The following is a 22752-nucleotide window of genomic DNA, read 5'->3' as shown; positions in this document are numbered from 1 at the left end:
CGCTTTCGCGAAAGCGAGATCATCATCAACTTCTTTTTTAACTAAAAAGAAAGAGCATTCTCACCAACTACTACAATTTCCTAATGTTTTTTTAAACCTTACTAGAATTGAAAATAGTTTCTTAGCTTTAAAATAAAACATCATGAAAAAAGGATACGATACGCTTTCAACAGCAATAGAAGATTTACAAAGTAAGGGTTATAATACCAACTTTGATCTAGTAGAAGATGGAGTGCATTCTAAAGATTTGAAAAAGCAATGGAAAGCTGGAGAAATTGAGGTAGTACAGTTCTACCGATTTGAGGGTATGAGCAGTGCTGGAGATAATTCTATTCTATATGTTTTAGAATGTAAAACAGGAGAAAAAGGATTGTTAGTAAACGCATATGGTGCAGATCAATACATCTCTCCTGTAATGATTCAAAAACTCCAGATGAAATAATGGATCTTTCTTGGAACGACTTTGATAAAATAGATATGCGAGTAGGTACGGTTATAACTGTAGGTAATTTCCCAGAAGCTAGAAACCCATCTTACCAATTACAAATTGATTTTGGCCCTTTAGGAATTAAGAGAACGAGCGCACAAATAACCAAGCGCTACACTAAAAAAGAACTTGTAGGAAAACAAGTCGTCGCAGTAGTAAACTTTCCTAAAAAACAAATCGCCAACTTTATGAGCGATTGCTTGGTGTTAGGAATAGTAGGAGAGGACAAAGATGTCATTCTTCTACAACCTGATGCAAGTGCTAAGAATGGAGATCGAGTAGGGTAGAAGTTGAACTTGTATTGGAACTTGAACTTGAAAAAGCGAGGGCTGAGGCAATCGAAGTACCTATTAACAAGATGAACTCGAACTCGAATTGGAACTTGAACTTGAAAAAGCGAGGGCTGAGGCAATCGAAGTACCTATTAACAAGATGAACTCGAACTCGAATTGGAACTCGAACTTGAAAAAGCGAGGGCTGAGGCAATCGAAGTACCTATTAACAAGATGAGCTTGAATTGGAACTCGAGCTCGAATTAGAAAAAGCGATGCCAGTTGGAACTTTAGGCGAAAACGAGAGCCTATAGTAAAAAATCGTGAGTGTTGTAAAGGTTTTGACTATTGTGATACTTAGTTTAATGAAATATTCAACCAAACTTTATTGATTCCAGCAAATGCTCTAAGTGAATAAGCATTTTGATTACCGACTATTTTAACCGAATTCTTTTCATTTTGGATTGTGTGTACACTTCGACTCCGTAAACTTTCCATTTTTTGAGATAATGAATCGAGAGCCCTGTTTCAGCGCTATGAGTAGAAGCGTATGAGCTGACGAGTTGGATTTCAGTGCTGCTTATAAAGCCAGTTAGTAATATCCAACCATTTAATTGAATTGAATTTCCTTTCTTTTTAATGATAACTTGAGATTCTATTTTGGTAAAAATATTCTCATCTAATACAAATATTTTCCTTTAAGTGGCATTGAAAGGGATGCCATCTAAAATTATTTCAAAATCGTTGTGGGTTTTTTCTTCGTTACTATTTTGTATTTGAGCTATAGTTCAAACTACAATAACAATAACTGCAGCTTTATTCCTATACTCAAAAACCTTTTTACCATACTTAAATAAACCTCTTATGACATAAAGCAAATAACCAAAGCAAAATAGATTGATAAGAACTATCAAAATTTGAAAAAATGTTTCCATTTGTTTTAATAGGATTTTAATTGTTACGATGAAATTGAAATACCTTTTTTAACCAGCTAATGGTCTCACTTTATTAGTTCCCAACTCCCAGCTTCCAGCTTCCAACCTCCAATTTCCAACTTCCAACCTCCAATTTCCAACTTCCAACCTCCAATTTCCAACTTCCAACCTTCAACCTCCAATTTCCAACCTCCAATTTCCAATTTCCAACTTCCAGCTTCCAACTTCTAATACCTACATCTCCTTAGCAAAGAAAATGGCGTTCATCAACAGCTTATTTGTTCCATACCAAAACGCTCTAAATTGTGTGTTATCAGTAAAACCGATCACATCACCACGACCGTAATTGTTATGCTGAAAAGGCACCGTGCTTTTTAAGGCTTCTAAATTTATTTTAGAAATATAACCACTCATTAAGGGGCTGCCGGTGTATTTGATAGGGTTGCTATAACTGTCTTTGTTTGGTTCTACAAATAAGGTGGTATTTCTAAATACAGGCAACTGATCATCTTTAAAACCAAAAGCAATAGGATGTGAACGATCTAGTTTTGTTTCAAAAATTGCTCCACCTATTCTTTGCGCACCACTGTGATCGCGGCGTTGTTCAAAAGTAATGTTTTCTGCAGGATTTTCAGTTTTCTTAAAAGTAAGTGGCAGTAATTTGGAACTGCTCATCCAGCTTAATGCACTGCGGTATCCTATTAATGTACCACCAGCACGAGTCCATTCCTTTAATTGATCAATGACCTCATTTTCTGGACTTCCATAAGTTGCAGGTACAATAATCGTATTGTAACGTGATAAATCCTTACGGTTAATGTCTTGAAGGTCAATTTTAGTCACTGGAATATCATATTGCTGATCCATTAAATGCCAGATTTCACCAGCATCAGACGGGTTGATTCCTTCACCTACTAACAAAGCGATTTTGGGCAGGGTAATAGCTCTGAATTGGCGTGAACCTAAATCGATTCCTTTGGTAAGGCCGGTTGGCACTCCGAAAAAATTAACCTTAGAATGAATGGCTATAGCTCTGAGGAAATCAAGCAATTCTGAGGTGTTCATTTTTTGATTCTGAACTGGGATGAGTATGGTACCGTAATCATATTCTTTACCACTTAAGGAAAAAGGCTTCATAGCTACTTTAGCTCTGATCCCTTCCGATAGTATGGTACTTAAAGCCTTAGGTGTGTAGTATTCATTCCATGGCATTACATACGCATAGTCAGAAGTTTCTATTTGAGTAATACCAGTGTTGGAGTCTATTGCGATGGCATTATTCAAATTGGCATTTTCATCATAATCCATATCAAAAGCAAGTGGAAAAGTCCACGCACTGATATCATAAAATAAGCTGTCTTGAAAGGTGGTTCTTTTTTCAAACATTGCGTTGATCAGACGAGAGTTTTTTTGATTTTTAGGAACTATATACGCATAGCCTTTTTTATAGGTTTTGCCATTTTTAGAAACGTCGTTTTTAAGGGAGCGAACGTCTATTTTGTGTCTAAGTAATATTTCAGCAAGGGCATCAGTACGGCCAGCGTCTGTATGATCACCGAAGATGATGGCATCGTTGCCGGCTTCCTCCCTCGCATCTTTATAAAACTGATTTTGATAATTCAGTATTTCTACGCGCATACTGGTTGCTGCTTTTAAGGTGCTCAAAGCTGCTGTGAATTGGTTTCTTATCGTAAAAGGAAAAGTAAGTACACCATTATCAGAATTTTGTGCATGACCCCTAGAGCTGGCTTGTTCAAAAAGAATTCCTATAGAACCATTGATGTCTGGAAAAGTAGATCCTTTACCGTAATAGAAATCGTCGTAGTCTTCTTCTGTGTAATAGAGCGAGCCTATATCATCAAATCCATCAGCAAGGTAATTTCCTATTTGACGGGTTAGTTTCTGATTCATCGCAGGAGTTAGTGGGTGCGTTCTTGATGGGATCCCTGGTTGGAAAAAGAAGGTAGAATTGGTTCCCATTTCATGATGGTCGGTCAGAATGTTAGGCAGCCATTTATGAAAGGTTTCAATACGCGCTTGCGATTCTGGTAATTGAACGGGTAACCAGTCGCGGTTCATATCAAACCAATAATGATTGGTACGTCCACCAGGCCATGTTTCATTATACTCCCTGTCGTAGGTGTCTGGATTTACATTCTTACTCTTATGTTGATTTACCCAACTGGCAAAACGTTGTAATCCATCAGGGTTAAAGCTAGGATCCAGGAGTATAACGGTAGTTTCTAATAGTGCATTTATTTCTGGACCTTTTGCAGCGGCTAGATGATAGGCGAGAAGCAGTGATGCGTTAGCGCCGCTTGGTTCATTTCCATGAATAGAAAACCCTTGGTACACGACTATAGGCGCCTTGGTATTATCTACGGTTTCTTTATTTGTTGCAGCAATATGATCTGTTCTTATTTGATCAATATTTTTATGGTTTTCTGGACTGGTCACCGTAAGTAAGTAAAGCGGTCTGTCCTCATAGGTTGTCCCACGGTTTTCAATGGTAAAACGATCCGATTTTTCTGCAAGAACTTGCATGTAATGTACCAGCTTGTCATGGCTCACGTGCCATTTTCCAGGTACGAAACCTATGATTTCTTGAGGTGTTGGAATCTCCGGGTTGTAGGAAACACCTTCTGGCAGGTAATAATTAAGAGTAGGACTTATTAAGGTTTGTGTAGGCAGCGTTTTTTGTTTTTGTGCTTTCGCGAAAGCGGAACAACAAAAAGCGAGAACCAACAAAAGTAACATCTCTTTTTTCATAATATAGTTTTAATCGGGAGCGTTTAAAAATAAAAAAAAGCCCTTCATGAAGAAAGGCTTTGGGTATAGAATATTTTATTACTAGATATCTTCAAAATTGATGTTCGTAAAACTTGCTGGATGGTTAGGCTCTGCAGCGTTATCTTGCGCTGGCTTAGCTTCTTCCTTTTTAAAGTCTGCTTGATGACGGTCAGAAATAACCTCATCTCCTTTTTTATCTATAATAAAGTCTGTGATTTCCTTTAAGGTATCACCGAATTCTTGAAAATCTTCTTTGTACAAGTAAATTTTATGTTTCTTGAAATAGAAACTACCGTCGTCATTAGTAAATTTTTTACTTTCTGTAATGGTTAGGTAATAATCGTCTGCTTTTGTGGCTCTTACATCAAAAAAATAAGTACGCCTTCCTGCTCGCACCACTTTTGAAAAAATCTCTTCTTGTTCTTGGTAATCTCTATCGCTCATAATTTTTGTAAAGTAGGGTTAGATATGTTCAAAAATAGAAAAAAAAGGCAAAAAGAAAAGTTTATAAAGCCTTAATGTAGTAAGATGCTGTATTATAGTCTGTTGGTCGAGTGGCTAATTGCGTATTCTGTACCTAGCTCGTTTAAACTGTCAGTGACACCTTTAAAAATGTCTTCTACAGGGCAACTAAACTCTGGAAAAATGAAAGAAGTGACTCGATCACCTTCTGCAAGAAGTCGTTGGGACTGGAAAACACCCTTTTTATTGAGAACTTGAATCAAAACAGTACGACGCATATAATCTACGATCCAGTATTCTCGCACACCTGCTTCTTCATAAAGGTCGTATTTATGCTGAATCTCTTTGCGAGAATTTCCTTTAGATAAAATTTCTACTACCAGATCTGGAGCACCATGACAACCGCGCTCGTCAATTTTATTAGGATCGCAAATCACACAAAGGTCTGACTGAACAACACTAGATTTAGTATCGTTTTTTGAAAATAGTTCTACGTCAAAAGGAGCAACAAAAAGTTCACAATCGTGATTTTGATAAAAAGCCTTTAGTAAATCGTATATTTTCATAGAGGTTCTTTGATGAGAGGTGCTGGGCTCTGGGCTCATTTCAAATACCTTTCCTTTAAATAGCTCTACACGTTCCTTAAAACGCCACAAAAGATAATCAGCATAACTGTACCTCTTGCTTAAATCGAGTTCTTTTATATCATAGATATATTCTGACATACTCAAATTTACTAAAAAAGAATCATAAATAGGTATCTTAAAGATACTAGACTGCTGGTCTTAAGCAATATACATTTTCAAATAAGTCACATTCCAGATAGGAACAAAATTGCTTATTCTTAAGTCATCGTTATGTTCCATAATTTTTAATTATCTATTACCGATTTTCAAAGTCTATTACTGGAATTAAAAAATCAAAAATATCCAATCATTAATCGTTTTCTTCTTCTTCCTCTAACATTTGATTTGCAAAAAGCTCTGCATAATAACCTTTGTCGTTTATAAGAGATTCGTGATTTCCTCTTTCAATAATTTCGCCATCTTCGAGTACGATAATGTGATCTGCGTTTTTGGCACTACTTACTCGGTGACTCACTATAATAGTAGTGCTGTTATGAGTGACCTTTTTAAGATTATTCAGAATATTTTCTTCTGTTTCTGTGTCTACTGCGCTTAAACAATCGTCAAACAATAAAATTTGAGGTTCTTTGATAATGGCTCTTGCGATCGAGACCCGCTGTTTCTGACCACCACTTAAAGTAATACCTCTTTCTCCTAAAATGGTTTCATAGCCTTTAGTGAAATCGGAAATGTTTTTATGGACGACAGCATTCTTTGCAGCAGCTATTACTTCTTCTTGAGTGGCGTCTTTTTTACCGAAAGCGATATTTTTTCCTATGGTATCAGAAAATAAGAAAGCATCTTGGGGCACATAACCTATAGCAGACCTTAAGTTGTTTAAGTTTAAACTATTGATCTCCTTACCATCTATTTTTAAGGAACCATTTCCTATATCATAAAGTCTACTTATAAGTTCTAAAATAGTTGATTTTCCACTTCCTGTTTTACCAAGAATAGCTAGTGTTTTCCCAGCTTCTATCTCAAAAGATATATCTTTTAAAGCGTGTATGTTCGTATCGTCATAAACGAAGTTCACATTTTTAAAAGTGATTGTTCCTTGAATTGGAGTTTCTAATTCATTAAGGTTTTTTATTGCGGGATCTATATCTAAGAATTCGTTGATTCTTTTTTGAGAAGCCTCTGCTTGTTGTATCATATTGGTCACCCAACCTAAAACAGCAACTGGCCAGGTAAGCATGTTGACATAGATTAAGAATTCTGGAATGGTTCCTACGTCAATGATGCCATCGATCACTTGTTTTCCTCCTATATAGATCACCATGATATTGCTCAACCCTATAAGAAGCACCATTAATGGAAAGAATAAAGCTTGTATGCGAGCAAGATCTATGTTTTTATCCTTACTGTCATTAGCCACTTTCGTAAACTGCTTTGTCATTTGTGGAGTGAGATTGTAGGCTTTGATGACAGAAATACCGCTAAATGATTCTTGAGATATCGTATTTAAATCAGAAAGATACTCTTGTACTAAGGTAGAACGCTTATTGATCTCTCGACTAATAACGTATATCGCCACAGAAAGTATTGGTAAAGGGATAATCGTATAAATAGCTAAAGAAGGAGCCGTGTCGATCATCGCAGGGATAACAACAGCAAATAGCGTTAATATATTGATGCTATACATAATCGCTGGGCCCATGTACATGCGCACTTTAGAGACATCTTCACTGATGCGATTCATCAAATCTCCCGTGCGATTCTGTTTATAAAAACCTAAAGAAAGTCTCTGATATTGCTGATAGACGATGTTTTTCAGGTCGTATTCTAGGTGTCGAGAAACTACGATGATCAACTGACGCATGACAAAAGTAAGAATGGCAGCAAGTAAGGTCGTTCCTATAATGATAAGGATGTACAAGGTCAGATCATCTTGTAGCACTTCTTTATCAGTTATATTGCCTTTATCATAATCATTCAATAGATTAATAATCTTACCTACATACTTCGGTAAAAAAAGAGAAAGCACGCGAGAAATAATGGTCACAATAATTCCGCCTATAAGTTGCCATTTGTATTTAGCAAAGAGTACATTGAGTTTTTTAAGTTCTTTCATTTACAATCGAATTTCCGTTGGGAAAGTATTTTTTATTTGGGTGGTAAATTAAGCATGGTAAATTGCTAAATCCCTAAAATGACGTTATTTTTGCAGGCTTTTTAATAACAACTACAAAAGCTCATAAACACCTTTTTATGTCTCAAAAATTTGACTCATTAGATAAATTAATTCGTCAAGATCCTGTCTTCGGTCAGGTTTCATTTGATGACCACGAGCAAATCGTTTTTTGCAACGACAAAGATACAGGATTGAAAGCCATCATCGGTATTCATAACACAGTATTAGGTCCAGCATTAGGTGGTACACGCATGTGGCAATATGAAAATGAATGGGCGGCTCTTAACGATGTGTTGAGGCTTTCTCGAGGCATGACCTTTAAAAGCGCCATTACTGGATTAAATTTAGGTGGAGGAAAGGCAGTCATTATAGGAGATGCAAAAACTCAAAAAACACCAGAATTGATGCGTAAGTTTGGAGAGTTTGTACATTCTTTAAGTGGTCGTTACATCACCGCTGAAGATGTAGGAATGACTACCGAAGATATGGATACCGTGCGTGAAGTAACACCTTATGTTACAGGTATTTCTAAGGATAAAGGTGGTGCAGGAAACCCTTCTCCTATTACTGCTTATGGTGTTTTTATGGGAATGAAAGCCGCCGCTCACTTTAAGTACGGAAGCGATGTTTTAGAAGATAAAAAAATCTATGTAGAAGGAATAGGTAATGTAGGAGAAACACTGGTAGAATATCTGACACAAGAAGGAGCAGATGTCGTTATTGCAGATCTCAACCAAGAAAGACTAGAAGAAGTACGCGATAAATACGGGGCTACTATTTATGGTGGGAATGACTTGTATTCAGAGCGTATGGATATTTATGCTCCATGTGCTTTAGGTGCCACGATAAATGATCAAACTATTCATAAACTTACGGCATCTATCATCGCAGGTGGAGCAAATAATCAGCTGGCAGATGAGGTGAAGCACGGTGCTCTTTTACAAAAAAGAGGTATTGTTTACGCCCCTGACTTTTTAATAAATGCGGGTGGAATCATCAATGTATATGCAGAGTTGGAAGGTTATGACCGTACAGAAATAATGAGAAAGACAGAGAATATTTATACAACAACTATAGAAATTCTCAACCGAGCTCAAGAATCTGGTGTGACAACACACAAAGCCGCTCTAGAAATTGCTCAGGCACGTATTGCTGCTAGAAAACACGAACATCAAGGATAGTAGTCCGTTTTAAAACAGTATTTTTGCTTGGTTTTTAGAAATAGAAACTAGGTTTTAAGTTATTATAACTCCGCTTTCGCGAAAGCTAACACATATAGCTCGCTTAAGTAAACAAATAAATCGTTCTTATGCTTACCAGAAGACAGTTACGCATCAAAGTTATGCAAGCAGTTTTTTCTTTTCAACGTCAACGTCCAGAGGATCTTAAAGATCTTGAAAAGTTTATCAACTCCAGTATGACGCAGTCGTACACCTTGTTCCTTTATATGGCGCAATTACTAGTGAAAATTCACGAAGTTGCTGTAGACAAGCATACTAAAAAGCAGCAACGTGTTTCTAAAAGTGTAGAGCACAACCCCTCAAGACAACTTATCGATAATAAAATTCTCTTGAAATTGAGAGAAAGTGAGGCTTTAAAAGAAGCGTTAAAACAACGCAATTTAAATCCATGGCATCTGGACTCTAAATACGTTGAAAATCTATACCATAAAATTCAAGAAAGTAAAACCTTTGTTGTTTATGCGATGGATGACGAGCCGTCGGTAAAAAAGGATTTAAAATTCTTGACATATATCTATGAAGATATTATTGCACCTAGCGATGAATTGATGGATTACCTAGAAGATATCAATATCACTTGGACAGATGACTACCCTTTGATCAACTCTACTATTATTCAGTTTTTACGTAAAGTAAAGCCTACTAAGGATGTGGTGCTGCCAGCATTATTTAAGGATGAGTCAGATGCTAAGTTTACCATGAGCCTTTTTAGAAAAACGATTCTCAATATTGATGATCTTTCTGCCCGCATAGAAGGTAAAACGCCTAATTGGGACACCGAGCGTATCGCTCAAATTGATCTTGTGCTGATCATGATGGCTCAGGCAGAGTTTCTTTATTTTTCAGATATTCCAGTGAAAGTAACGCTTAATGAATACTTAGAAATAGCAAAAGATTACAGCACCCCTAAAAGCGCCACTTTTATCAACGGAATTCTAGATAATCTTTTGAAAGAATTTGAGAAAAGTGATGAATTAAATAAAATGGGAAGAGGGTTGATGTAACCTATTGTTAATGACGTTGGTTTAAATGATGTTTTTAATTACATTTGTTCCAGAATTATAAGTAAAATTAAACAAAAATAAGATGAAAAAATTAATTTTAATGGTAGCTGCTGTTGCTACAATGGCTCTAACAAGCTGTAATGAAAAAGCAGAATCTGCAACAATTGATCAAGCAAACCTTACTGCCGCTGCTGCAAACAAAGAAGTCGCTGGCAACTTTCCAGAAATGACTTTTACGGAGACTGAATTTGATTTCGGTACTGTAGAGGAAGGTACTGTAGTAGAGCATGAATACAAATTTACCAATACAGGTAGTGCTCCACTTATAGTAGTAAACGCAAAAGGATCTTGTGGATGTACAGTTCCTACATGGTCTAAAGAGCCTATCGCACCAGGCGCTGAAGGTACTATGTTAGTAAAATTCAATACTAACGGAAAGCCTAATGCTCAAACGAAGACTGTAACTATTAAGGCAAATACAGAATCTGGAACGGAATCTATCCGTATCAAAGGTTTTGTGACTCCTAAGGCGAGAGCTGCTGCGCCTAACGCATAAGCAACTGTTAATGGACACTAATACGATATTAAATTTTGCTCCTTACCTGCTTATTATTGTTGTTTTTTATTTTTTAATAATGAGACCACAATCAAAGAAGCGTAAGGAAGAAAAGGAATTTGCAGACTCACTTAAAGTTGGTTACAAAGTAATTACCAGCAGTGGAATTCACGGTAAAGTAAATCAGATTAATGCTGATAAAGGAACTGTGTTAATAGAAACTGGTGCTGGTAAGATGACTTTTGAAAGAAGTGCAATCTCAGCAGAGCTTTCTAAGAAACTGAACGAGACAGTGGTCGCTAAAGAAAATTAAGAAGAGTACTATTTATTTACAAAGCCCTTGAGAAATCAAGGGCTTTTTTTTTGTTTATTTATCTGCTTGCTGACAAGCCTGTTGGTTTTAACGGTCAACGTGCTACAGAAAAGATGTGCTTTGTATTTTTTACTATCTTTTTTCTGGTTGAGGTATTGCTTTTTTTAAAATAAGAACGATTTACAAATGCTGTTCCATTCCAGGAAGTTCTTTCCACCTTTTATTCTCAGCAATCTCTTTCAAAGTGCTATTTCTTTGTTCCAGTAGTCGGGTCATATATTTTTCAAGAAAAAGGGAATCGACCAGTTTTCCTAAAATGCCTAGAGGTGAGGTATAGTCAAATAGATCTTTCATTAACGTACGACCATCTTCTAGTTGCTCAAAAAAGTGTTCGTGTTTAAAATGTTGAAAAGCTCCTTTTACCAACTCGTCTGCAAAATAATGATGTGGTTCTACATCAGTAATCAAACTAGTGAGTTCTTGAGTAACTCCTAAATGTTTGGCACGCCAGGTGACTGTTTCTCCTTTTTCAACAAGCCCAGTCATCCTTCCAGCTACTGCTTTTTCATTCGTGTGTTCTAGAGAGAGCAAATGTAAATCAATGCTTCTAGCAAGATCAAAAACGATTTCAATATTTGCATTTATGGTAGTTGTAAGATGTAGTTGTGGCATTTATTTTTTTAAACTAGATTTTTTATCGAATTCTTGATAATGAGTTTGATCTCGCTTTCGCGAAAGCGAGATCAAACTACTATTAATTAGTTATACTTTTTAAAAAGCACTTGATTCTTTGTGCTCATATGGTCTAAAAAAAGCTGTCAACCTTTAGGTATTGCCAACTTGTTATACTTAAATCTAAAACATCCACCCCAAATGAAGTCCGCCTTTAAATTCAATGGCTGAGAAATTATACAAATTCTCTGAGTCATTTGCAATTCCTAAGTTCCTTTCCAAATCTAATTCTAAATCTATCAAAAAGACGCTATTGCTTACCCATTTCCAGCCTATTCCTGCGCCTATAGCGATTTCAGTGAATGATTTTATAGGAATGCTATTATTATTAAAGAAAAAACTTCTGTCCACCTCAAAGCTGTAAAGTTTTGTAAAACCTTCACCATAAATGCCTTTTGCTCCATAATCTTCTTTGGAGAAGAAATATCGCCTGTAGTAAGGAGTGAAACTAAAGGTTTCTACAGTTTCATGTGCCTGATCCTTATCATTTTCCTATATACTAATATTCAGATCAACCCCTACACCAGTCTGTCTTCCTAGAACATATTCATACCGTGGATTGATGCCTAGGCCACCTATGGCATTTATGACGTTAAGACCGATCTCGTGTCTCTTATCACTATTAAACTCTTCTACTCTTTCTTGTGAATCGGAAGGTTTTTTTTCTTGCGCCATACCTAAACTTAATGTACAAAAGCCAAGGTTGTTAAAATCATTTTTTTTATAACCGATTTTGTATCGACAAGAAAAGTTGTAAATAAATGAGCTGTTTTCATAGTGGAATTAAAATTTTAAAGACAAATATTTTATTTCAATGAGATATTAGTCTGTAATACCTACAATTTTATCTATTCTTATTTGCTTTTCAAAGGTTAGATGTACTGTTTTTAAAATCCCTTTTAACTTAAAATAAAGCAAAAAAAGCGAACCTTTGGCTCGCTTTCCACTTACGCTTTTCTAGTATATTAAAATCTCCATCCGAAGTTGACACCACCTCTTCCAGCAATAGGTCGATCTCCATACACGTCTTCGTTATAATCTGAAATCCCTAAGTTTCTTCCAAAACCAAAACCTAGGTCGATCATGAAACCACTGTCGCTAACCCATTTCCAACCTATACCTATTCCCATTGCTAGCTCGCTAAAGTTTTCAGTAGTCTGGCTGCTATTCCCTCCAATGAATATAGTATTAGACGCTTTAAATTGGTAGTATTTCAAAAATCCTTCGGCATAAAAGCCTTTCGCTCCATAATCTTCTTTAGAGAAAAAGTACTGTCTGTAAAACGGAGTGATACTAAAGGTTTCCAGCTCATCTATTCCACTATCAGCGTCACTTAAATATATATTGATATCCATCCCAACTCCAGAATGTTTGCTCCATACATATTCATACCTTGGGTTAAAAGCAGGAAAAACAATCGCGCTAAAAACGTCTAGCCCTATTTCATGTCGTTTTTCACTGTTAAACTGAGTAAGCTTTTTCTGACTATCAGTTTCTTCAACAGGCTCTTTTTCTTGCGCATGAGCCGCTGCGGTCATCAAAAAAGCTGTTGCGACCATTAGGATTTTTTTAATATTCATAGTATCTGTTATTGAATTAAGATCCAAGAAAGATAAAATAGTTGGGTGAAATAATCATTTATTTTCCGCAAATTCTAAGAATATTTTTTTGTAAAAATCTCGTTTATTCAAGAGTTATAACTATGGATTAAAAATTCAGCATGTTATAAATGTTTTTAAAGTTACCTATCTACTAAAATCAGGACTGTACATCTCTTCTTTTAAATTACTATAATTCAATAAAAACAAAATGGCATTCTTTGCATGATGCTCTTGTTTTAAAATTACATGCCTGTTTTTAATGGTGTGGTTGTAACTTAAAGAAGTAATATCATAGGAAGAATAGTCAACGGCAAGATCTGGATTTACAGCAAGAGTAAAACCTAACTTTTGCTTCTTACCCATTTTTAATGTGCCGATTATAGGATACTTTTTTTGATCAATTTCTTTTCTCCAGATAGGAAGTGTATACCAAAACCAGGCACGAGCTACTTTGTCCGTTCCATAAGCTATAAAGCCGTTTTGTAAAAAGATAAGTCCTATTAATAGAATGCTTATAAACATAAAAGGCACTGCATTTATCCAAGCTGCAGCGGCGTAGTCCATGTTGGTAAGTACATTAAATGATTTGATGCAAAATATAATGGCTCCTACTCCTAACATGACTTTTTGATGACCACTGAAGGATTGTTCTAGTTGTAAACTTTTCATACTTTTTCTTGAGCTACGAGTTCTGCAATACGTATAATCACTTCGGTCGCTTTTATCATACTTTCTACAGGTACATATTCATAAGGCCCGTGGAAATTATGACCTCCGGCAAAAATATTAGGACATGGCAAACCCATATAACTCAGTTGAGATCCATCGGTGCCTCCACGTATGGGTTTGATAAGTGGAACAATCCCTATATCTTTCATTGCCTGCTCTGCTATATCTACAATATGCATTACTGGAGCTATTTTTTCACGCATATTAAAGTATTGGTCTTTTATTTCAATACTTATTGTCTTGCGATCGTACTGTTCATTAAGAGCATTGACGAGTTTATGCATCATTTCTTTACGAGCTTCAAAATGTTCTTTATCGTGATCTCTGATAATGTAGTGCAATTCTGTTTTTTCTACAGCACCTTTCATATCGTGCAAGTGAAAGAAACCTTGATATTCTTCTGTATGTTCAGGAGTTTCCATTCTAGGAAGTGAGTCTATAAACTCTTGTGCCACATACATGGAGTTGATCATTTTTCCTTTTGCATAGCCAGGATGCACAATTTTACCGTAAAAAGTTACCACAGCACCAGCCGCATTAAAGTTTTCATATTCCAATTCGCCTATTTGGCTTCCATCCATGGTATATGCCCAATCAGCACCAAATTTCTCCACATCAAATTTATGCGCACCACGTCCTATCTCTTCATCTGGAGTAAAACCTACTTTAAGCGTTCCATGCTTTATCTGTGGATTTTCGATCAAATGCTTCATGGCCGTCATGATTTCTGTGATGCCGGCTTTATCATCTGCCGCAAGAAGGGTAGTTCCATCTGTAGTGACTAGGGTCTGTCCTTTGTATTGTTTTAAATCTTCAAAATAATCTGGGGAAAGCACGAGATCAGAACCTTTAAGCGGAATGTCGCCACCATCATAATTTTCTATAACCTGAGGTTTGATATTTTTTCCAGTATAGTCTGGTGTACTATCAAAATGAGATATAAAACCTATGGTAGGCGTCTCATGATCAACATTAGATGGCAAGGTAGCCATGATATAGGCATTTTCATCAATGCTTACATCACTCATTCCCATGTCTAAAAGCTCTTGATGTAATTTACGCGCAAGCTCCCACTGTTTTTCACTGCTAGGAGTGGTATCACTGTTTGGGTCAGACTCGGTATCTATGGTTATGTAACTTATAAATCGGTCAAGAATATCTTGCTTTTTCATGTCTTATTATTAGGTGGTGTAAAGATAGTTGTTGGTTATACTTTCTTTTTTATTTTCGAAAAAGAAGTTTATGCTGCATTAGATGCGTTACGAAAGCGGAATTATTAAAAACACCTTGAAATATTCTAGCTAAATCAAAGTATATAGAATGATAGGGGGGAGGTAGCAGATCAGTTACCAATTATTATTATAAATCGACAGCGGATTGTAAGCTCTTTGAAGTGCGGAATTTCTATTGGCCTCAAAAAAGGCTGGGTTGCTGGATCGGAATTCTCTGGCAAAACGATCGTTATTATTAATAGATAAGTTAGCGCCTTTGCTATCACTTTTAAAGCGCAGTCTCCCAAAATCTGTGTTCGAGTTAGGTGTGTAAGGTTTAGGTTGTAATAAATTCATATCCTTATAAACTGCCATCATATCTATGGTTTGCGCACCTGGTGTAATAGAAAAACCTGTATTAGGATTAACGATATTATTGCTGTCCAGACTTAAGGTCACATTAATTTGTGGGGCGGGCATTAAAAATAAATTAAAACCTTTTAATTCGTCATTGTCTAACTCTTGTCCACAAGAAATACGGCTGATAAGGACTAGTAAAAAAAGCAAAAGTATTTTTTTCATAGCACTAAAGATAACTTATGAAGATGGGTTTAACAAAAAACGAGTCACATTGCTGAAACTTGTTTTTTGTTTAAAGTCTAAAACTCAATTAATTTTTAAGTGATGGGACTCTCGCTCTCCTAAAATATTTCCCCTGTTCATGCAATAATGCTTGTACAAATATTTAGGCATTAAAAATTGGGAACCCCTGGATAGTTCACATTTCCAGCACTCATCACAGTATTACGATTTGCTTCAAAAAAAGCAAGGTTATTTGTTTTTGCATTTGCAAAAAAATTATCATATTCTCCAAAAACTAAAAAGGACTGTCTATACGTGTTTTGCATGGTAGGGAACTCTTGATTAGTTAGAAGCAACGGCAGTTTACTAAAATTTATCTGATTGTTTTGTAGGGTAGATTGTGCGGTAACTGTTGGAGATCTATATACAAAACATTTGGCAAATGATTCTAAGTCTGCCACCGTTGTGCTAGGTTTAAAGTTAATCTCACAAGATGCGTCCTGTAGCGGAAATGAATCAATTGTTTGTCGTTGTGCAAATACAAATGAATTTAAAACTAGAAAAACAGATATCAAAGCAGCTTTTAAATTTCTCATAATAAGATCATTTTATTTCACTTAAATATAATAAATAAAAACAAATCAGAAAATGACTTCTTTACTCAGGTGTCAACCCTAGACTCTTTCCCTTTTTAATCATGAATTCATAGGCAGCATCGTGTTCGTTAGGAATCACTCCGTCAAGAATGGAGTCTTTAATAGCCATTTTGATTTGTCCTATTTCTCTACATGGTTTTAAATCAAATGCTTTCATAATTTCCTCTCCGGTCACTGGTGGCTGGAAATTACGTACATGATCACGTTCTTCTACTTGTACAATTTTATCTCTTACTTGTTTAAAGTTATGGTGGTATTGTTGGAACCTACGCGGATTCTTAGTCGTAATGTCTGCTTCGCACAAAGTCATAAGACCTTCTATGTATTCTCCAGCATCATGAACCAGTCTTCTTACAGCGCTGTCTGTAGCACTCTCGTCAATTACTGCTATAGGCCTTGAGGACATGCGCACCATTAATTGTACAAATTTCATCTTATCATTTAAAGGCATCTTTAACCTTTTGAAAAGATGGTATACCATTTTTGAACCTTTGAATTCATGTCCATGAAAGGTCCAGCCTACTTTTTTACTGAATTTTTTAGTTGGTGCCTTTCCTATATCATGGAGTAATGCTGACCAGCGCAACCATAGGTCTTCTGTATTGCGAGAGATATTGTCTACGACTTCCAGGGTGTGATAGAAGTTGTCTTTATGCTTTTGTCCTTCTACTTCTTCAATCCCTTTTAAAGCAATTAATTCTGGCATGATCAACTGTAGCAATCCTGTTTTTTCTAATAGTAAAAAGCCAAAAGAAGGCTCGTCACACATCATGATTTTATGAAGTTCAGTAACGATGCGCTCGTTAGAGATAATCTTCAGTCTATGCGCATTGCGTTTGATGCTTTCAAAGGACCCTTCTTCTATTTTAAAGTTGAGTTGTGCTGCAAATCTTATGGCGCGTAGCATTCTCAAAGGATCATCGCTATAAGTAATATCTGGATCGAGGGGTGTACGTATGATTTTTTTATCGAGATCACCCATTCCGTTAAAAGGATCGAGTAAGGCTCCATAACTATTTTTATTCAAGGAAAAAGCCATTGCATTGATGGTAAAATCACGACGATTTTGATCGTCTTCTAAGGAGCCATCTTCCACTACTGGTTTGCGGCTGCCTCTATCGTAACTTTCTTTACGAGCACCTACAAATTCCAGTTCCAGCTCATCAGTCTTCACCATTGCAGTACCAAAATTCTTGAATACAGACACTTTTGTACTGTGTGGTAAAAGCTCTTCTACTTTGCGAGCAAGGGAGATACCGCTTCCTATCGCAACTACATCTATGTCTTTTTTTTGACCGCGTTTTAAGAAAAAATCTCTGACGTATCCACCTATGACATAAGCTGGTAGTTCGAGTTCTTCTGCTGCTTGACTCAAGGTTCTAAAAACGTTTTCTTGAATCGCTTCAGGATAATGTGTTTTTTGATCCATGCTTACTCTCGTATGATTTTTATAATTCCATTACTGGAAATCTTCATGATAGAAGATGGTTTGATGTTTTTTTGGACCAAAGGAATGTCCATAACGTGATCTACTCTTTTGAGCAGTTCTTCACCTATATCTGCAAAGTGTACGGGAGGTTTATGTTTACTCAAATTAGCACTAGTAGATACTATAGGTTTCCTTAACTTATGAATCATAGAGCGGCACAAAGGGTCGTTTGTTACCCTTACCGCAAGAGTACCATCCTCTGCAATCACATTTTCAGCAACGTTTTTAGGACGATCGTAAATGATAGTAAGAGGTTTCTTATTTACTTTAAGTACTTCCCAAGCCATATCTGGAACATCTTCTATAATAGAGTCCAGCATCTGGAAACTATCTACCAGCACAATAAGAGGCGTTGATTTACTACGTCCTTTAATCTCATAGAGCTTCTCAATGGCGTCGTAGTTAGTGGCGTCACAACCCAATCCATAAATAGTGTCAGTAGGGTAGATAAGAGTTTGACCCTTTTTTAAAGCAGTTACAGCAAGGTTGATGGCTTCACGTGGAAGATCTACTTGAGGTTCTATATTTTTTTTAGATGGCTTACCCTTAACAGGAGCTCGACGGTTTTTATTTCTATCACTGTTGCGCATAGTTGCAAAATTAACTTTTCTAGTTGTATTAGCGGCTTTTTATATCGAACTTAAAACTATTGTTTTTAAATAGAAGTTGAACCCTTAACTTTGATCCTCAAATAATACCTACCATATGTTAGATGTAAATTGCATTTATGTCAATTATAACAGTGCCACATTTACTATAGCGGCGATTAGTTCTTTGCTAGAAAAAACAAGTGATACGGTTGTTTATGAAATAATAGTAGTGGACAATGGTTCAGCATATGAAGACTATGAGCTGCTTAAGACTTCTTTAGAGCAATTCAATTCTAGCGCCATAAAGATATATCGCAGTAGGATCAATACTGGTTTTGGTGCTGGTAATATGTTAGGAGTTAATTTTGCTTCTCCTTCTAAGTACTACGCATTTATCAATAACGATACCTTGTTTACTCAAGAAAATACGCTTCTAGACTTAAAATTATTCATGGATGCCACTCCAGATGCTGGAGTATGTGGGCCACAAATGATGAGCGAGAACGGAGATAGAATCTCTTCTATAGACCATCATGCCACACCTATGCGGCAGTTGTTGAAAAGAGATTTTTTGGAGTTCATAAACTCTAATAAATATCCGAAGCGTAAAAAAGAGTATGCTAAACCTGTTGCTTGTGGATTTATACCTGGCAGTTTTATGTTTGTTAAAACAAGTTCTTTTGATAAAGTAGGTGGCTTTGATAGTGCATTATTTTTATATTATGAAGAAAGTGATTTATGTCTAAGGATATTAAAAAAACTTAAAGAGAAGACTTATCATTACCCTGCACAGCAATACATACATTATCAAGGAAAATCAACAGAAAAGAATGTGTTTGTCAAATTGGAACAAAAACTCTCGTTTTTATATTTAACTCAAAAACATCACGGTCGTTTTGCACGCGCGTTTATGCACTGTTTCTTCACTATTAAATATGCATTGAGCAGTCCGTTTAATTCAAAAAAGCGGCAAATGTTTATGGCCTTATGGAAAGGCGGTGCTATAGATCAATCTTTACGTTGCAAACAGATTATTCAGGAAAAATAGATTATAAATACTGATCCACGCCTTTATGAGCATAAGTGACTCCAGAACTTTCCATTTGTTTCTCAATTTCAAGATTTAAATGAACCAAGCTTTTGTCCTGTTCTTTATGGTAAATGTGGTAAACAATGCCTTTATGTTTGATACGCTTTCCTAATACTCCATTGTTTATCATACGCTGTATGAGTTCGCTGTCGTCAATTCCCCATCCAACTAATTCTTCATTAAAACCGTTTACTGCTATAAAGTCTGCCCGCCAAAAGGACATATTGCATCCACGTAATTTACTAGATCTTTTGGTTTCTTTTTTGGCTCTGTTTGCTATAAAAGGTATGCGCAATGTTCTATTGCGTTTTTTTATTCCTTTAGAGAAATAATTAAAATGGACTTGTTTGTTTTTAAACAATTCTTCTAAATGATCTTGCTGGATATTTACACGACTACCGAAGAGGTAAGTGTCTGTTTCAGCCATAGAGAGATGATCTCTTACAAAATCTTTGTGTAAAATTATATCACCATCTATTTCTAGAATATAATCATATTGTGCTTTTGCAATTGCTTTGTTCATGATTGCAGGCTTTTGATTGCCGTTATCTTTATGCCAGACGTGAATAAGAGGAACCGGAAAATCTTTTTGATATTTTTTAATTATTTCCAGGGTTTCTGTGGTAGAACCGTCGTCTGCGATAATGACTTCGTCGGGCAATACGCTTTGTCTTTTAACGCTCAATAGCAGTAATTCTAGCGCTTCAGGCCAGTTATAAGTAGGAGTTACTAGGGAACATGTTATAGACATTTGAAAAAAAATAAAATTGGTATACTGCAATATTAAGTAATTCTGTCCATTTGCTGGTTTTTCCGTTTCTTTGCAGGCTATAAATGATAGGAATTAAAATGAGTAGAGAAAAATTTGTAAGTAGCACGCTTTCGCGAAAGCGGTTTCAAGAAATACTCCATCTATTCCATGAATCTACCGAGAAGTTAGGAGATGATCGCAATAAGATCAAAATCGTCACCTACGAAGATCAAAAACTTGTAGTTAAATCCTTTAAAACGCCTAATTTTATTAACAAGATAGCTTATGGATTTTTTAGAAAATCAAAAGCAGCACGTTCTTATTACAATGCGCAATATCTCGAGCAACATGGAATAGGAACTCCTTCTCCTGTTGCATATTTGGAAAAATTGAGTGGTGTAGGTTTACATAAAAGTTACTATGTTAGCTCCTATGCAGATCATGATTTTACTTACAGAGAGATTACTAATGATGAAAATCTACAGGACAAAGAGCATATTCTAAAACAGTTTTCAAAATTCATGTACGATATGCATGAAGCTGGAATTTATTTCTTGGATCACTCTCCAGGAAATACCTTGATAAAAAAGGATGGAGATCAGTATCATTTTTCTCTAGTAGATTTGAACAGGATGAAGTTTTATAACATTCCTTATCAAGATCGATTGAAAAACTTTGAACGTCTTTCTCCTAAAAAATGGATGTATACAATCATGGGGACAGAATATGCAAGACTTTCTAATGAAGAGTCTCAAAAAACAATCGAAAACATGTGGAAATACACACAAGAATTTCAAGAAGCCTTTCATAAAAAGAAACGCATGAAGAAGAAGTTAAAGGGTATTTTTAAATCATGAAGTTGTCTGAAATTCCTAAATCCATAAGTGCAAGTTTTAAAATGCTTGCGATCCCTATGTCAAAATTAGGGGCTGCACCTGTTAAAAAGATTCCAGTAATAGTTTCATTGACTTCTATTCCTACTCGATTAAGAACACTGCACATTACCATACGCAGCATGATGCAGCAAGAATACCAGCCCGAACTGATAGTGCTATGGCTGCAGGAGGATTTGAAAAATCAGGTCCCTAGTAGGCTTTCAAAGTTACAGGGAGAGCTGTTTCAGATCAGGTATTCTCCTTATGGTTTTTCTCATAGAAAATTAATTCACAGTCTGGAGGCATTTCCAGATAAAGCGATCATTACGTGTGATGACGATGTTATTTATCAGTCAGATACGCTTCAAATTATTTATGAGGAGCATTTAAAGTTTCCAACTCAAGTCATAGGCAATCGATGCCGTCAAATGACTTATGAAAATGGTAAAATTACTTCTTACGGGAAATGGCGATTTGTGGTTGATCCACCAGAGCAGGGGCCTCACAATATGCCGGTAGGCGCTTTTTGCGTACTCTATCCTTCGGGTAGTTTACATCAAGATGTTCAAGATGTAGCTCTTTTCACAAAGCTAGCTCCTAAGGCAGACGACTTGTGGTTCAAGGCTATGGCTGTTTTAAATGGGACCTTATCTCTACAAAATAACAACAGGCCAGAAGTGCCTGTACCTATTATGGGAACCCAGTTTGTGGCGCTTAAGAAGGTAAATAAAGGACAGGATTTTAACAGAGTACAATGGGAGCAAATTTGCTCACATTACCAGCTATCTGAACATAAAATTGAAGAGTTGCTTAGTTAATCAATATCCCTGCGCAATAACCACAGTTTTACATAACGCATAAAGATTCCATAACTCCTTAAGTAGGCAATAGTAAATCCTACAAAGCCGTCTAGAAAACCTAGTTGTATAATATAATGTTTAAAAAAGCCCCAAAATGGTTTTACAACGACATGGAATAAAGTGATTTTACCTACTTTTTTATCAAAATCACGTGCTTGTAAACTAGCATATCGCTGTAGCTTTTTTACGTGATGATCCATGTTTACATATTTGTAATGCAGTAGTTTGTTTTCTAGCCAGCCTACAGATCCGTCTGCTTCAATTTCAGAATGCACGTGCTTATCTACATACTTGCATTTCGATTTTAAAAAAAGGCGTATGACTTTATCATTCTTCCAGCCGCTGTAACGTACTTGCTTACCCATAAAGAAATTGCGTCTTCCCATCCAGTAACCTACATGACCGTTAGTGTCTAAGCTAGGAATGAGTTTGATAATTTCCTCTTTTAAAGCTGGTGTGACACGTTCGTCTGCATCTACCAATAGTATCCATTCATTAGTTGCTTGCGGAATTGCCCAGTTTTTTTGGGAGGCGCTGTGAATGTATTCTCTGGTGAGTAACTTATTAAAATAGGGTTGTGCTAGCGCTACCGTGTTATCGGTGCTATTACTATCTACTAATATAACTTCGTCGCAAAAATCTACACTTTTTAGAACCTCAACAATATTGTGAGCTTCGTTATAGGCAGGAATTATAGCTGTGATGGGGTACTTTGACATTATGGTGACGAATCTACATGTTAAAAATCAAACCGTGGCAAAAATAA

At 36.1% G+C, this 22752-nt stretch carries 25 protein-coding genes; 9 read left to right on the top strand and 16 right to left on the bottom strand.

Features of this window, described 5'->3' with window-relative positions; genetic code table 11:
• The first annotated feature begins 142 nt into the window (after positions 1-142).
• Together F0365_RS01445 and F0365_RS01440 are read left to right on the top strand one after the other, a co-directional pair.
• On the top strand, positions 143-442 hold the full coding sequence (locus F0365_RS01445; RefSeq protein WP_169932020.1) for a phosphoribosylpyrophosphate synthetase: 300 nt from the start codon (positions 143-145) through the stop codon (positions 440-442).
• Positions 442-774 (top strand): tRNA-binding protein, encoded by a 333-nt coding sequence (locus F0365_RS01440; RefSeq protein WP_169932019.1) that lies wholly within the window; start codon positions 442-444, stop codon positions 772-774. The genes F0365_RS01445 and F0365_RS01440 overlap by 1 nt, the downstream gene beginning before the upstream one ends.
• 1154 nt (positions 775-1928) lie before the next feature.
• On the opposite strand, the gene F0365_RS01435 is transcribed toward F0365_RS01440, so the two are convergent.
• The 4 genes from F0365_RS01435 to F0365_RS01420 form a co-directional block, all read right to left on the bottom strand.
• The gene (locus tag F0365_RS01435; protein ID WP_169932018.1) at positions 1929-4463 is read right to left on the bottom strand and encodes a M14 family metallopeptidase; all 2535 of its coding nucleotides are present in this window, start codon (positions 4461-4463) and stop codon (positions 1929-1931) included.
• Positions 4464-4544: 81 nt separating this feature from the next.
• Positions 4545-4928 carry a PUR family DNA/RNA-binding protein gene (locus tag F0365_RS01430; protein WP_169932017.1) on the bottom strand — a complete coding sequence of 128 codons (384 nt, stop codon included), beginning with the start codon at positions 4926-4928 and terminating at the stop codon, positions 4545-4547.
• A gap of 92 nt (positions 4929-5020) precedes the next feature.
• A complete protein-coding gene (locus F0365_RS01425) occupies positions 5021-5671 on the bottom strand; it encodes a Uma2 family endonuclease (protein WP_169932016.1) in 651 nt (216 codons plus the stop codon).
• Positions 5672-5882: 211 nt separating this feature from the next.
• On the bottom strand, positions 5883-7646 hold the full coding sequence (locus F0365_RS01420; protein WP_169932015.1) for an ABC transporter ATP-binding protein: 1764 nt from the start codon (positions 7644-7646) through the stop codon (positions 5883-5885).
• A 137-nt stretch (positions 7647-7783) separates the two neighbouring features.
• Between F0365_RS01420 and F0365_RS01415 the strand changes: the two genes are divergently transcribed.
• The 4 genes from F0365_RS01415 (at position 7784) to yajC (ending at position 10820) form a co-directional block, all read left to right on the top strand.
• Positions 7784-8887: a Glu/Leu/Phe/Val family dehydrogenase gene (locus F0365_RS01415; protein WP_240961799.1), complete on the top strand. Its 1104-nt coding sequence runs from the start codon at positions 7784-7786 to the stop codon at positions 8885-8887.
• 128 nt (positions 8888-9015) lie between these two features.
• The gene (nusB, locus tag F0365_RS01410; protein ID WP_169932014.1) at positions 9016-9951 is read left to right on the top strand and encodes a transcription antitermination factor NusB; all 936 of its coding nucleotides are present in this window, start codon (positions 9016-9018) and stop codon (positions 9949-9951) included.
• A gap of 82 nt (positions 9952-10033) precedes the next feature.
• Positions 10034-10507: a DUF1573 domain-containing protein gene (locus F0365_RS01405; RefSeq protein ID WP_169932013.1), complete on the top strand. Its 474-nt coding sequence runs from the start codon at positions 10034-10036 to the stop codon at positions 10505-10507.
• 10 nt (positions 10508-10517) lie between these two features.
• The gene (yajC, locus tag F0365_RS01400; RefSeq protein ID WP_169932012.1) at positions 10518-10820 is read left to right on the top strand and encodes a preprotein translocase subunit YajC; all 303 of its coding nucleotides are present in this window, start codon (positions 10518-10520) and stop codon (positions 10818-10820) included.
• 180 nt (positions 10821-11000) lie between these two features.
• On the opposite strand, the gene F0365_RS01395 is transcribed toward yajC, so the two are convergent.
• The 10 genes from F0365_RS01395 to F0365_RS01350 all read right to left on the bottom strand — a co-directional run bounded on the left by F0365_RS01395 (position 11001) and on the right by F0365_RS01350 (position 18410).
• Positions 11001-11492 (bottom strand): SRPBCC family protein, encoded by a 492-nt coding sequence (locus F0365_RS01395; protein WP_169932011.1) that lies wholly within the window; start codon positions 11490-11492, stop codon positions 11001-11003.
• Positions 11493-11675: 183 nt separating this feature from the next.
• Positions 11676-11903 (bottom strand): hypothetical protein, encoded by a 228-nt coding sequence (locus F0365_RS01390; RefSeq protein WP_169932010.1) that lies wholly within the window; start codon positions 11901-11903, stop codon positions 11676-11678.
• A gap of 141 nt (positions 11904-12044) precedes the next feature.
• Complete coding sequence (locus tag F0365_RS01385) at positions 12045-12227, bottom strand: hypothetical protein (protein ID WP_169932009.1); 183 nt, start codon at positions 12225-12227, stop codon at positions 12045-12047.
• A 290-nt stretch (positions 12228-12517) separates the two neighbouring features.
• On the bottom strand, positions 12518-13132 hold the full coding sequence (locus F0365_RS01380) for a hypothetical protein (protein ID WP_169932008.1): 615 nt from the start codon (positions 13130-13132) through the stop codon (positions 12518-12520).
• 165 nt (positions 13133-13297) lie between these two features.
• The gene (locus tag F0365_RS01375; RefSeq protein WP_169932007.1) at positions 13298-13822 is read right to left on the bottom strand and encodes a hypothetical protein; all 525 of its coding nucleotides are present in this window, start codon (positions 13820-13822) and stop codon (positions 13298-13300) included.
• A complete protein-coding gene (gene pepT / locus F0365_RS01370) occupies positions 13819-15054 on the bottom strand; it encodes a peptidase T (RefSeq protein ID WP_169932006.1) in 1236 nt (411 codons plus the stop codon). Before pepT ends, F0365_RS01375 begins: the two co-directional genes overlap by 4 nt.
• A gap of 174 nt (positions 15055-15228) precedes the next feature.
• Positions 15229-15675, bottom strand: coding sequence for a hypothetical protein (locus F0365_RS01365; RefSeq protein WP_169932005.1), 447 nt, complete (start codon positions 15673-15675; stop codon positions 15229-15231).
• A 170-nt stretch (positions 15676-15845) separates the two neighbouring features.
• Positions 15846-16271, bottom strand: a complete 426-nt coding sequence (locus tag F0365_RS01360; RefSeq protein WP_169932004.1) for a hypothetical protein — start codon at positions 16269-16271, stop codon at positions 15846-15848.
• A 61-nt stretch (positions 16272-16332) separates the two neighbouring features.
• A complete protein-coding gene (locus tag F0365_RS01355) occupies positions 16333-17760 on the bottom strand; it encodes a CCA tRNA nucleotidyltransferase (protein ID WP_169932003.1) in 1428 nt (475 codons plus the stop codon).
• Between the two features lie 2 nt (positions 17761-17762).
• Entirely contained in the window at positions 17763-18410 is a 648-nt protein-coding gene (locus tag F0365_RS01350) for an L-threonylcarbamoyladenylate synthase (protein ID WP_169932002.1), read from the bottom strand.
• Positions 18411-18525: 115 nt separating this feature from the next.
• Here F0365_RS01350 and F0365_RS01345 point away from each other — a divergent pair, with 115 nt between their 5' ends.
• A complete protein-coding gene (locus F0365_RS01345) occupies positions 18526-19458 on the top strand; it encodes a glycosyltransferase family 2 protein (RefSeq protein WP_169932001.1) in 933 nt (310 codons plus the stop codon).
• 1 nt (position 19459) lies between these two features.
• On the opposite strand, the gene F0365_RS01340 is transcribed toward F0365_RS01345, so the two are convergent.
• A complete protein-coding gene (locus F0365_RS01340; RefSeq protein WP_169932000.1) occupies positions 19460-20251 on the bottom strand; it encodes a glycosyltransferase family 2 protein in 792 nt (263 codons plus the stop codon).
• Between the two features lie 98 nt (positions 20252-20349).
• Between F0365_RS01340 and F0365_RS01335 the strand changes: the two genes are divergently transcribed.
• Together F0365_RS01335 and F0365_RS01330 are read left to right on the top strand one after the other, a co-directional pair.
• A complete protein-coding gene (locus tag F0365_RS01335) occupies positions 20350-21108 on the top strand; it encodes a lipopolysaccharide kinase InaA family protein (RefSeq protein WP_169931999.1) in 759 nt (252 codons plus the stop codon).
• Positions 21105-21944 (top strand): glycosyl transferase, encoded by an 840-nt coding sequence (locus F0365_RS01330; protein ID WP_240961791.1) that lies wholly within the window; start codon positions 21105-21107, stop codon positions 21942-21944. Before F0365_RS01335 ends, F0365_RS01330 begins: the two co-directional genes overlap by 4 nt.
• Here the strand turns inward: F0365_RS01330 and F0365_RS01325 are convergent.
• Positions 21941-22705 (bottom strand): glycosyltransferase family 2 protein, encoded by a 765-nt coding sequence (locus F0365_RS01325; RefSeq protein ID WP_169931998.1) that lies wholly within the window; start codon positions 22703-22705, stop codon positions 21941-21943. The two genes, F0365_RS01330 and F0365_RS01325, sit on opposite strands and share 4 nt — an antisense overlap.
• Positions 22706-22752 lie beyond the last annotated feature (47 nt).

Source organism: Nonlabens sp. Ci31 (assembly GCF_012974865.1).
Lineage (GTDB): Bacteria > Bacteroidota > Bacteroidia > Flavobacteriales > Flavobacteriaceae > Nonlabens.
The sequence above is the reverse complement of the archived record's forward strand: the minus strand, read 5'-3'. Positions and strand labels throughout refer to the sequence as shown.